A 13,006-nucleotide genomic window follows, 5' to 3' on the forward strand; every position below is an offset into this window, starting at 1 on the left:
AATAAAATAGCCTCATATTGAGGCTATTTTAGATTACTTATTCAAACTAATAAATTTTTAAACTTATTAGTATTTAAAGTTAACTGATAATACTGCGCTACGGCCTTCTGCTTCAGTTGCATAGTGTGAAGCATATGCTTTAGTAAAGTAACGCTTATCAGAAAGATTATTTAAGTTAAGTTGCAAGTTAACATTCTTGTTAACGTTATAACGAGCCATTGCATCATATCGAACATATGAAGGAACCCATTTTGTATTAGCTGCATCACCATATACTTTGTCAGCATAGAAAGCGCCAGCACCCACAGTAAATTGAGGCAATACTTTATATGTAGTCCATAAAGTTGCAGAGTTTTTAGGTACGTTTGGAAGTTGCTTACCCTTAGCTGCATTTTCTGGATTACATACACCAGCACGACTACAACTTGGCCCTGGATCAGTATTTTCACTATCTAAGTAGGTGTAACCTGCACTCACAGCCCATTTATCAGTGATATTTCCGTTTGCTGAAAGTTCAATACCGTCAACTTTACTATCGCCGCCATTCGTATAAGTGCTTGAGTCAACTTGAATACGTGTATTTTGTTTCTCTGTACGGAAAATGGCAGCAGTTAAATTAAGTTTTTCGTTTAGAACGTTCCACTTTGTACCCAATTCAATGGTTTGGCTTTCTTCTGGTTTAAGGTCCATATAAGCTTGACCGATTGACTCAGAACCATCACCGCCATCAACACCTACAGGGTTAGCAGAAGTTGCATAACTTGCATAAATACTACCATTTTCAGTAGGTTTGAAAGTTACGCCTGCATTGTAAGTAACAAAATCTTTATTACTCTCGATTTTAGCGCCAGTGGCATTTGTCACCTGTTCGGTATCAAACTTATCCCAACGAACACCTAAATCAAGTAACCATTGAGGATTAAACTCAATATTATCTAATAAATAGACAGAAGTATTTTTTGTAGTCGTTGTCGTAGTTGCTTTATTGGCGATACGACCACCTAACCACGCATCTTTAGAATTAGGATTAGTTAATGAAGTACACCATGCATCATTAATAGCACAATCACTATTAAAACCGCCCGTTGTAGAACCTGCATACCCCGGATATGTTGTCGTGTAGCTACCTTTATCTGACTCTTGATCACTGTATTCTGCACCGACATTAAAGCTATGCTTGATAGCTCCAGTATTAAACTTACCTCTTAAAGATAATTGATCGGTGAAAATATCAGTGTCAGTAATTCGAGAATTAATACGACGCCAAACTTTACCGTTTGCTACATTACCTTTTGAATCATCTGGCTGAGTCCAAAGGTAATCATTTTTTGATTTGCTGTAGAGTACGGTGTTAGCAAGAGTAAGATTTTCATTTAAATCATGCTCTACTTTAAAAGTACCAATATGATTTTCTTGTTTTTGGAAATCACGACCTTTTAAACCATAGTAAATACCTTGTTTAACATCAACAGGCTTACCAACAGTTGCCTTTTTAGCCGTATCGTAATTATATGGAACACCTGAATCTGGAGTGTCATCAGATCTTAAGTAGTAATAACTTAAAGTTGCACGTGTTGGTGTATCCAATCCAAATGTAATACTAGGTGCGATACCTACACGCTTGTATTCAGCGCCATCGCTTTGACCCGCTTTTTCATTTTTATGCCCCATAAGAACAACGCGACCAGCAGTACCATTACCGAAGTCTTTATTACCATCTAATGTGATACGTTGATAATTATCGGTACCTGCTTGTACAGAGCCTTCTAAAAAGTCACCTTTTTTAGCAACTTTAGAAATCATATTGATGCTACCGCCAACAGAACCTGCACCACCCATAGAAGAAGCAGACCCCTTAGTCACTTCAACTTGCTCGATAGCAAACATTTCACGGTTTTGTGATGATGAGTTACGAATACCATCAACGTACATCGAACTTTCTGAATTGTAACCACGAATAAATGGTCGATCCCCATTCGGGTTACCGCCTTCTCCAGCACCTAAGGTAATGCCTGGTAACGTACGAAGTGCGTCGCTTAATGTATTTACTTTGGTATCTTCAATAAGTTGTTTTGAAATTACTGAAACTGATTTTGGTGTATTTAACAGAGGTGCGACAAATTTAGAGTTAGCCGATTTATCAACTTTAAGGCTCTGTGCAACTTCTGCATCTGCTTGAACATGAATTAATGGAAGCGCTACAGAATTTTCCTGAGCAGCCATTGCAGTTGTAGCTACAATTGATAATGAAGAAGCTATTGCTGATTTAGCGATCTTCTTGCGAGACTTAATAAATTCCATATGTATTTTGTGTGTTCATGTAAATATTAGCGCGAATAATAATGATTATTGATTATTAAAACAATAATTTAATATAAAAATCCTATAACAAATGTTCAATAAAAATTAATAATTCTTTGATTTTAATTAAAAATATTTATGAAATTATTTTCAATTTCACACAAATAGCCTTTAAACTCAACTTATTACCTGATTATCTACTCTAAGTTTGTAATAGTGTACTTTTGAGCCCCCTACCACTCTTATACTTACTGTGTCTTTAAATAGAAATTATACGTGGCTGCACATAAGAGGGCTTCGATCTTTTAACAGCCAATGTCTAGCTAGAATCTTATTATTTATATCTAAATCATAGTCAGCTATTTGAAATTATTATCAAAAGCAATCTTTTAGAAAAGTTTAAAATTCTTAAAAAAAACATAAACCATTTTTTAAAATTTTGTTACTTTTTCGCTATAATGATTATAATTATCGTTTAGGATTTCGATACATCAACATGGACCGCTCAACCCCTCTTTCACTCCCAAATTTTAAGTTCAAAGTTTCTACACTTAGCTATGCAATCGGAATTGCTTGTACTTATCTCGCACTTCCTGTACATGCTGAAGATACAACTGCTAGTGCTTTACCGACTATTACCATTAAGGCACAAGGTAACTGGTTAGAAGAAGCAAATGCAGAAACTGTTCACAAGCATGCTGGCGCTCGAACTATTATTGACCGTAAGCGTTTAGATGAAACAGCTGCAACTTCAATCCGAGAAGCATTAAAACAAATTCCCGGGGTTCAAGCTCAAGATAGCAGCGGAACAGGCGGTAGTGATGTTTCTCTCAATATTGGGGTTCGTGGTTTAGCATCTCGCCTATCACCTCGCTCAACAGTTCTAGTCGATGGTGTTCCTCTTTCATTTGCACCTTATGGTCAGCCACAGTTATCGTTAGCACCTGTTTCAATTGGTAATATTGAGTCAGTTGACGTTGTACGTGGTGCGGGATCGGTTCGTTTTGGGCCTCAAAACGTAGGCGGAATTATTAACTTTGCTACTCGATCAATTCCTCAAGATTTTAGCGGAACCGTTAGCCTAACTTCAGAATATGCTTCTGGTACTGACCAAGTAAAACTGAGCCCTAATCTATTTGTGGGGGGAACTTTAGATAATGGTTTAGGCCTTGCCCTTTTATATTCAGGGACTAAAGGAAACGGTTATCGAGAAGCAAATAACAAGATTGATATCGATGACGTAATGCTAAAGTCTGCTTATCAATTTAATGATAAAGACTCAGTTGCTTTAAATCTGCATCATTATGAAGGTCGCGGCGAAATGCCAGAGGGCTTAACTCAGGCGCAATATGCTGAAAACCCGTATCAATCTTCTGGTGAAAAGAACTATTTTGCAGGTCGACGTACAGATGTCTCTTTACGTTATAACCATAAAGATGAAAAAAATAACTTCGAAGTTTTGAGTTACTACATCGACTCTTTCCGTACTAGTAATCTTGAAACTACACTAGCGAATGGGCAAAAACGCCTCGACTCTGCGCCACGCGACTATAAAGTCTATGCAATTGAACCGCGTTACTCACGTATTTATGAACTTGGTAATACTCAAAATGAAGTGACGGTTGGCTATCGCTATTTAAAAGAAGAAAGCTCTGAATTTGCTGGACGTACTGCATCTTATGCAGCAGGTTCATCAGTGCCAGATTTTGCTCCGCGTAGTAGTAGTGAAGGCGGTACTAAAGCACATGCTGTATATATCGACAACCGTATGGAACTCGGCCGTTGGACCATCACACCGGGTGTTCGTTTCGAATCAATTGAAACCCATAATAACTTCACAGGTTATAACAAAGGACAACCTAATACTGTTTATCCAAAAATTGATTCAGACGAATTTTTACCAAGTTTATCCGTGATGTACTCAGCAAATGAAAACTGGAATATATTTGCAAACGCAGGCGTATCGTTCGGTCCACAGCAATACAGTCAATTAGCTCGTCTTGAAGGAACAACCGCAACGGCTACAACCAAAGGCTTACATCCTGAAAAGTCGAACAACTATGAAATTGGCACCAAATATTTGGGCAATGGTTTAAATGCCGAATTTACCGTGTTCTATTTAGACTTTGATAAAGAGCTTTCATTGGTTCGTGATGCTGCTAATAACGGAATCTGGACAGATTTAGGGGCAACCAGCCACAAAGGTGTCGAAACAGGTATTAGCTATGATTTCGGACAATTGTCTGATGCACTGGAAGGCTTAAAAGTATATGGAAACTATACTTTCACCAAAGCAGTGGCTGAAGCTGGTCAATTTAAAGATAAAGACCTACCGTTTTACTCGCGTCATGTCGGTAATGTTGGGTTAGGTTACACAGTAGATAAATGGTCTTTAAATGCGGATATGTTTGCTCAATCTAAGCAGCATTCACCAGATCTTCCAGATAGTAATGTCTATCAAACAGAAGAAACTGCTGATGGTAAATATGGAGATATTCCGGGTTATACCACTTTTGCGCTACGTACCTCTTATGACTTAAGTTCACAAGTTAAAGGTTTAAAAATCGCGGGTGGAATCAAAAACGTCTTTGATAAGCAATATTTTACTCGCTCAACAGACTCTACTGGCGGTAAGTATGTAGGACTACCACGTACGTTCTATCTACAAACCTCTTTTGATTTTTAAAGCTAAACCAAATTGAATAAAAAGCCCTCCTCGGAGGGCTTTTTTATAAGAATTAAACCTTAGAGTACTAACCAATCTAAGCGAGCGTCGACATAAAATATTCTAATAATTTATCTCTTTCATCGATCTTATTTGCACTTAAAAGCTGGACCATTGCCCCATCAATCACAAACAAAAACATGTAGGCATCTTCAACTGTAGCGGTAACTTTTACGGTTAAAAGCAACTTATAAATTTCATTTATGAACCATTTTCGATAGTCGCTGACGACCTCATAAGCTACTGGATAAAGCTTTTCAATTTCAAAAATGGCTTTAAATGGCAAACGATAAAAGCCATCTAAGTTTGCATGTAAAAAGTAAACTTTCTTGAGCTTATCAAACATCATAAGTTCGCGGTACGAATGAATAATTGAAAACACCTCATGTTTTAATGAATCTGTTTGAAAAGTTAAGCTCATCTGAATGAGCCTTTCTTTGGAGTGAAAGTAGTTATAGAAAGTGGCTTTGGGAATTTTGGCATCCGTAATAATTCGGTCAATCCCGATGTAAAACCCATATTGATTAAACAAATCTCTTGCCGCGTGTAGTACGCGAAGTGCTCTAAATGATGCTTCTAAATTTGGCATTTTTATACCGTATAAAATAATTTTTTGTTGTAAGTGAAAGAGATAGAATTGCCGTCACTCTTAAAATGAGCGCTAAAAACAGGCATGCAAAAGCCGCACAAATAATGGTGTGCTCGCCTATCTCAGATTTATTGTTGCTATGATTTTTTAGTCGTAACGATTCTTTAGGTGCAAAACCTAGAGTCGATTAAACCGTTTTAAAGATTGTTTAAATGGAATGAATAGAGAGATTTTGGCAAAGACCAGTAAAGAAGAAATAGTACGCATAGCGGACTCCTAGATGAAATAGAAGTTCTACCAAATCACTGCTAAATGATTATGGTGGCAGAACGAAGAAGGGTTAGCAGACCAGTCATCTAGGAACCGGCACGCCCGAAGGCGTCCCTCCTCCGTCCTACCGCTACGAAGGGAGACGAACGAGTTCGACACCAAAAAATTGCTCTTTTGATGATCTAGATGAAAACGGTCTGCTAAAACCGACTGGCAATGTGGCCAGCAGGCAAAGGATAATCGGAGAGGTTTTGGGTGTCAATGTTCTAAACTTAAGAAGTAAGAGTATTGAATATAAAAAAGCTCTTTAAATAACAAGAGCTTTAAATATTGAAACTTACTTAGTCTCTTTTACATGAAATGACTGTATAAGCCGAGTTAAATTATTTTCTATATTCTGCCAATCAGCTAAATGTATATCACTGTAATGTGCGGTAATACTCATCGGCAGTCCCTTCACATTAAAAGTATGTCTACAATAGTATTGCTGATTTGGTCTAGCATAGTCTTCTAGAATAGCCTGTTCAGGATCTGGTTTACTTAATAAATAAGTACGAGCAAAAGTACTACAACTAATATAAGAAACTATATTTCCACCAGCGTCTTTTTTAAAATAAATCTTATAATGATTATAATCCTCTGTTACATCCTCAGGATATTTCTTTTGCCAATCCTTATAAACAAGAACTTTATAGAACCCGCCTGGTAAATTAGGATCTAGTGATACCACTTCTGTTAAGCCTAATTCTGGAGCTGGTTTAGTTTGTATATATTTAATTAATTTTGGCGTTTCAAAATACTCTTTCGGATGAAACACTGAACTTAAATTTATACCCATTGTAATTTCTGCATCACTAGCATTCACTTTATGATTCTTAGGTATCCAGCTATTTAAGGAAAACCAAATTACATACTTATGAAACTCTTGCCAGTCTTTAGGTATTTCATAATCAGCTCTTACTGATTCAGGATTAAAAATATGTAAATTTTCTAATGTTTTTCCTTTGTACTCAGGTAAAAGAACTTGAAAAAGTTCAGTACATTGAAATCTATCACATAAGGCTTTGCTGCTCTCATACCTTTGCTTTTCTCTGAATTCTAGATCTTTCTTTCGTGAAGATTCAGAAATAGCAGTTGCATCCATAAGATAGTTTGCTGGAATATCTAATATGACTCCATTAGGGTCAAATTCAGATGGCCAAATCTCTCTATACAATGGTGGATGTAAATAATATTCTCTAAATAAAATCTTTTCTTTGTAATTTTGATATTTGCCATAACTAAAGATTGCAACTAACAAAAGTATCAGTAAATATCTCTTCTTAAGAAGAAAAGATATTGAGGAAGCTTTTTTCATAAAACCTCTCCTGATAACAAATTTAGTGCTTTAATTATCTTAAATAGATTCAGTCTTTTAACTGAATTTTATTTAATGCCACACATAAAACTTTTTTGTCAGCTTCTTTAAGTTGAGGATGTTGAACAGACCACATATAGCTACAACCATGAGGTGCTTTGTTATGATTTTTCTTAAGTTCATAAGCGATATTTTTTAGAAGCTCAGTGTTTAGAGAACTAATTTTTAAACGTACTTCAGCTAGATCTTGGGGCTTCCAATTGCTTTCAGGACTCGACAACCAATCTGCGCGATATCGATATTGAATGGCCTTGGCAACATTCATTTGGGTCACAATAAATGGCTTTACTGTTTCGCTATTTAAACCAAAAGATTCAGCTTCAGAAAGCGATTGATTGAGAACTTTCTTTTCTTGAGTTAAATCTTCAATCGGCAAATGCTGCTCTGCTTTATAACCCGCTACATCTTTCATATAGGATAAACGCTCGTTAACTAAACGAACAGTTTGATCATATTGATATGCTTGGGCGAGTGAAGAAATACACATAAAAGCTGCCAAGGTCGACACGATCTGAACAGTTCGCTGAAAACTCGTTATATCCACCATTTAAAACCTACCGAAATTATTGTTCTATGATCATTTCAACTCAGTACTGTATTTCAAGAACATGCGAAAGTAAAACTTTAAGATAGGCTGAGTTCTTGGCTCCATGCCGAATCAGGTTGCTGATAGATGTGTTGGCATACTTGCTTGAGAGATGAGGTAAAGTGCTGGTTTTGCCCTTCCCATTTTTCAATCATGCAATAACTAACATGAATGCCTTTAGGTTGAAACTCTCTGGCTAGTGACTGTGCTAAAGCACGGATGCTTGCAAACATGCTTTGGCTTAACACATCGTAATGGATAGAGTGATTAGAGGGTGCGCCAAGAAAAATAACCGTGCCTCGCTGTTGTTTAAGCATAGGCTTAATCACAGCTTGAGCAACACTTACTGCACTTAAACCTGTGGTCTGCCAACTGTGTTCAATCTCTTCTAAAGATAAAGCTTCGATATTGGGCGAAGATGAAAAACTCGGCTGAAATACACAGAGTTCAATGGTATGCCCATGTTTTGAAAAATAACGCAATAAGCATTTTAAGTGATCTGCATTCACTAAATTTAATTGAACTGCTGTCACGCCATCATTTATAGAATGTATTTTCATCTTTTGCGCAGTTGAATCATGCACAACTTGATAAAGATGTAATGGACAATGTGCGTTTTTATCTAGAATTACAAAATCACGCTCAATCAGTTGAAGGTCATGACCAGCCACTACAACACAGCCCTGCTTTTTTTGAAATTTTTGAAATATTTTTTTTAGCATTTTAGTCTCTCAAAATTTTTCTTGATAAGGGCGTAAATCCAACTCATGTGTCCAGAGCTGAGGTGTTTGTTGGTAAAGCATCCAATAATTTTCTGCAATTGCATCAATATTAAGTCCGCCAGTGCCACGCGTAAGACGAGCTAACCGCCCCAGACCAAATAATGCTTTATTCACTCTATCGCCATCGACCATGCCATCAATAATCACATGAGCAATATGGATGCCTTGTGATTTATAGATTTGGGCTAGATTTAAGGCATAAGCTCTTAAGGCAGATTTTCCCATCGTAAAAGCTGCGAAAAAAGGTTTGCCGCGTAGAGACGCACTCGCTCCAGTAAAAATAAGCGTACCGTGATTTTGATCTTTAAAGATTTTTAGACAGCTTTGAGAAACTAAATAGGCCGATAAAAAAGTGGATTGCCACATTTGAGTAAAAAACGACAATGGGCTGCGTAAAAAGATGGAAGGAATATTCCCCCCCACATTATGAATGACAGCAGTAATACGCTCATTTTGACTTGTAATGGTGTCAAACAGGGCTTGTACTTGGTGTATATCTTCTGCATCTAAACGAAACGCTACAGCTTCCCCTGCATTTGCATGGATTTGGGCAGCCACTGCTTCAATTTTCTGGAAAGTACGTCCAGCAACATAGACTTTTAAGCCTTCTTTGGCGAACAGACGACACACCGCTGCACCAATCCCCTGTGATGCCCCGACGCCAATAACAACTGCACAATCTTGTGTTTTATCTGGTGTTGCTGATGTCATAGACGTTTCATCCTGTTTGTTTTTTATACCATAATGCAATAAACGGACGATTCAAAATTTCTTTACTAAATTTTTTACTGGTACGAATCACTTCGCCGAGTTGAGCAACCACAGCAATATCTGCAATCGTTTGGCTGTTTCCAACTAACCATTCACTTTGTGATAAAACCTGCTCAATACGGTCGAGATGTCGGATAAATTCTTCTTCAACATTTTCAGCTTTCATACGTCCTAAGCCTTGAAAGAATAGCTGCGTTTTTAACTCGGCTAAAATAAAACCTTTTACCATGGGCTTTTCATAGGCCGGACGACCAATGCTACTAATGCGAATCGCTTCTTCTAAAGCTTCAGGATCATTGACGCGTAAATAGACTTCATAAAAATAAAGAGATTCATCTGCCCAATCTTCCCAAAGTTCAGCAAGGGCTTTTTGATTTGGATCTTCAGGGTAAAGCCGAGGTGTGTCTGGAAAGGCTTCATCTAGATACCGAGCAATTCGAGTGCTGTCTTGAATCCTCTGACCGTTATGGTCAATGACAGGTACTTTGCCGACCTTACTTAACAGAGGAACTTTCGCTCCAAGAATGCCGTTGTAGTTAACTGTGTCAAATGGAATTCCCTTGAATCTTAAAGCCCTTGAAATTTTTTGACAGAATGGAGAAATTTCCCATTGATGCAAAATAATATTCGACATTTATTCACCTTTATTTTTAATTGCCTTTTATCTAGTTCTTTTTTAGAACTAATCAATAAATATACAGAATGCTTTTTTAAGTCAAACTATTTTTGATGACGGCCAAGTTCCGAAAGCTAATAATTATTTGATTTTTATGATTTATATCTTAACAATTTTTAAGCTATATACTTTGAACTATAGGGAGCTCTGCTATAAAAAGAGCTCCACATATAAATTTGAAAGCTTAATAAGTCACCGTAACGACAACACTATCAGAATAGACACCAGGTCTACTTGCGATGGCAGTGCCTTGCGGAATCTTTCCATACACAGTAGTCGTTTGAGCACTTCCTGTACCTGTTTTTGAGACTCCTCCTGTTCCCCCAACATTGGTTACGCCTCCCGTGGCATCCCATACCGTACTATAGTTAGAATCTTTATATAGCTGATAGGAAATAAATTCATTATTACTATTGATCATACGCCTAAAGCCTCCAGCAATACGGTTGTTTCCATCCCCTAAATAAATACTATATGGCGTTCCAAAATTACAGGTTGTATTCACGGCTCCTTGCGCTGTGTAATCACGCTTAGTCATGCCAATATCATTAATATTGCCGAAATCTACAGTTGAGGTTGAGTTTAATTGGCACAGGCTTGGGACCACAAAGTTTGCTGTTAGCAATGTATCGCCTGAATCCCAGCCACCAAGTAAATCACCACATGACAAACCCAAAAGATCCATATCCCAATACAACCGAACCGAAGCTGTATATGTTCCTTGAGGGTATGCAATAAGAGACCCCGTTCGAGCTGGTACTTTTATATATACCGAGTAGCTCACAATATTATTTGATGCGACTGTTGGTACTGGACCATACCACACATTGGAGGTTTGGTTTGTGGTAGAAGACCCAGCTCCGCCTACAGTTGCAGTAACTGTATAGGGTAATGAAACACTGTTAATTGCATTTGTGGTTCCCGTAAATACGGTTTTCATACACATGAAATTAGAAATCTGGGGAAGTCCTAAATTCGTGCAAGTAATTGTTCCTGAAAGGTTTACAGTTGCATCACTATTAATATTTGCTGCTGTGTAGATAAAAGTGTTATTTGTGGTCCCACTTACCGTACAAGCTGCGTGTGCCGGACTAAAAAATGCATAAACAAGATAAAATAAGCAAATGCCTACAAAGTATTTTAAAAACAATGGAAAAAACTTATAGCTCTCTATTTGAGCCTTATTCATACTATTTAATGACATACATAAGGTCCCAATTTTTTGGTTGAGTACTGATTACTGTTATATGTGAAGTCAACTTGGCATGAACCATGATCTAGAAGATCGACTTCAAGTTTGTTTTGCTTCAATAGGTTTGGAATAAATACTTCACCGTCATACCCAACCATCCCATTTTGCTGACCATTAATTCGAACGGTATAACCTGGCATTAATGGTGAGTTGTTTTGATCAACCAGTTTCACTAATCCTGAAATAACCTGATGAGCACCAAAGTCAACCAACGTTCCTTGACGGTAACCTACGACTGTTTTTTGATCTGTAGATTTAACATTCCAATTCAGAGGAAGATACGATGGATCTAAATAAATATGGTTCACTTGATAGGGCATAAGACTAGGAATTAGAAATCTTCCAGACTTGTCAGTTTCTCCCAAATTGACCCCGCCATTTATAATTTGGCTTTGTGGCCCAGCATTGGTCACAACTGCATAACCCTCTCCAATTTCATTAGCCGCAAAGATACGTCCCGCCGCCGCAACCAATGATCCCGTCGCCGAAAGTGCAACCTGATCATTATCCCCAAATCGGTTATAGCGTCCTGTCAGGTAAGCTGCTCGGGCACGGTAAGAGGCATAGACCGATCCATTGTTTTCATTTGCATCCTGATCGCGCTCAACATAGCCACCCCAGCCAAATGAACCAATTTGGGGTTCTGACAAACCGAATATTTCTTGGCGGTACCGTAGGCTACCGCTGTCACTAGAAACACTTGTGATCGCATTAACTTTACTAGACGGTGTATATCTCAGCGCAAAGTAAATGCCATAATCCTTATGGTTTTCATAATCTTTATAAGCTGATGCATAAAAGCCCCAGTTCTTGTCCAGACTTCCACTTAAATTGGTAGACAGTAATTTATAGGAGTTGTCACTATATTTGATCTGGTTATAGCCCAGATAAACCCCATAGCCTGCATAAAAGTTATAATTAATCCCTGCCCTAAAAATCTCATCTGCCAGTGCGCTGTAGTTCAGGTAGTTCTGTGACTCGGGATTAATCTGGTTATCTTTTAAATATCTAACTTGAGACACACGGGCTAGGTCAAAATAGTTATCAAATACTTTGCGGTAACTGGTGTTAAATGAAATGTTCTTACTGATGCGGCCTTCTAAACCCAGCAAGGCAGAGTAACCGTTTTCATCTTTATACTGGCTCGCTGCAATGTCGGCATTGATCACGCCAATACCCAAAATATTCTTGGCAAATCCTGTGCCTAGGTTCGATAACCCATCTGTTGAAGCTTCTGCGCCACCGCTTAAGGTCAGTGAGTTGCTATAACCATATCGAATCGCACCCGAGGCAAAAGTGGCATCGTCATAATCGTTTGAATATAGCCCATAGTTGTAGCGCGGAACCCCCACATCTACTGAAAACTCATTTATGCCTTTTGCCAGAATCTTCGATGAAAAATAGTACGGCTTTTTGGTAATGCTCTGCTGACCCGTTGCATCGGTAGTCACAAGGGTGACTTCATTTCCTGAAATAAATGGAAGCTGTTTAATATCAAATGGACCAGATGGGACTAGTCCTGAATAAATCTTTTGCTGGTTGACGTATAAGTCTAGGGTTGAAGGCAGTGCTGCCGAGCCAGAGAATTGCGGGAGTGCCGAGGTGACAATATCCCCGCGTTGGCTATAAGCACTCGA

10 protein-coding genes are annotated in these 13,006 nt (G+C 38.0%); 1 reads left to right on the top strand and 9 read right to left on the bottom strand.

What is annotated here, in order from left to right; all coding sequences use genetic code 11:
• Positions 1-66: 66 nt before the first annotated feature.
• A complete protein-coding gene (locus HMPREF0013_RS13405; RefSeq protein ID WP_002163141.1) occupies positions 67-2,301 on the bottom strand; it encodes a TonB-dependent receptor in 2,235 nt (744 codons plus the stop codon).
• A gap of 496 nt (positions 2,302-2,797) precedes the next feature.
• Between HMPREF0013_RS13405 and HMPREF0013_RS13410 the strand changes: the two genes are divergently transcribed.
• On the top strand, positions 2,798-4,987 hold the full coding sequence (locus HMPREF0013_RS13410) for a TonB-dependent receptor family protein (protein ID WP_002115236.1): 2,190 nt from the start codon (positions 2,798-2,800) through the stop codon (positions 4,985-4,987).
• A 76-nt stretch (positions 4,988-5,063) separates the two neighbouring features.
• Here the strand turns inward: HMPREF0013_RS13410 and HMPREF0013_RS13415 are convergent, their stop codons facing one another.
• The 8 genes from HMPREF0013_RS13415 to HMPREF0013_RS13450 form a co-directional block, all read right to left on the bottom strand.
• A complete protein-coding gene (locus HMPREF0013_RS13415) occupies positions 5,064-5,615 on the bottom strand; it encodes a TetR/AcrR family transcriptional regulator (RefSeq protein WP_002163153.1) in 552 nt (183 codons plus the stop codon).
• A gap of 607 nt (positions 5,616-6,222) precedes the next feature.
• The gene (locus HMPREF0013_RS13420) at positions 6,223-7,242 is read right to left on the bottom strand and encodes a hypothetical protein (RefSeq protein WP_002163148.1); all 1,020 of its coding nucleotides are present in this window, start codon (positions 7,240-7,242) and stop codon (positions 6,223-6,225) included.
• A 49-nt stretch (positions 7,243-7,291) separates the two neighbouring features.
• A complete protein-coding gene (locus HMPREF0013_RS13425; RefSeq protein ID WP_002163147.1) occupies positions 7,292-7,849 on the bottom strand; it encodes a chorismate mutase in 558 nt (185 codons plus the stop codon).
• A 77-nt stretch (positions 7,850-7,926) separates the two neighbouring features.
• The gene (locus tag HMPREF0013_RS13430) at positions 7,927-8,610 is read right to left on the bottom strand and encodes an SDR family NAD(P)-dependent oxidoreductase (RefSeq protein ID WP_002163146.1); all 684 of its coding nucleotides are present in this window, start codon (positions 8,608-8,610) and stop codon (positions 7,927-7,929) included.
• Between the two features lie 9 nt (positions 8,611-8,619).
• The gene (locus HMPREF0013_RS13435) at positions 8,620-9,381 is read right to left on the bottom strand and encodes an SDR family NAD(P)-dependent oxidoreductase (protein ID WP_002163150.1); all 762 of its coding nucleotides are present in this window, start codon (positions 9,379-9,381) and stop codon (positions 8,620-8,622) included.
• 7 nt (positions 9,382-9,388) lie between these two features.
• The gene (locus HMPREF0013_RS13440) at positions 9,389-10,075 is read right to left on the bottom strand and encodes a glutathione S-transferase family protein (protein ID WP_002163145.1); all 687 of its coding nucleotides are present in this window, start codon (positions 10,073-10,075) and stop codon (positions 9,389-9,391) included.
• Positions 10,076-10,301: 226 nt separating this feature from the next.
• Positions 10,302-11,321, bottom strand: coding sequence for a spore coat U domain-containing protein (locus tag HMPREF0013_RS13445; protein WP_002163143.1), 1,020 nt, complete (start codon positions 11,319-11,321; stop codon positions 10,302-10,304).
• Positions 11,312-13,006 (bottom strand): fimbria/pilus outer membrane usher protein (locus HMPREF0013_RS13450; protein WP_005803537.1); only part of this gene is annotated, 1,695 nt, incomplete at its 5' end. The genes HMPREF0013_RS13450 and HMPREF0013_RS13445, both read right to left, overlap by 10 nt.

The organism is Acinetobacter sp. SH024, assembly GCF_000163635.1.
GTDB classification, from domain to species: Bacteria; Pseudomonadota; Gammaproteobacteria; order Pseudomonadales; family Moraxellaceae; genus Acinetobacter; species Acinetobacter pittii.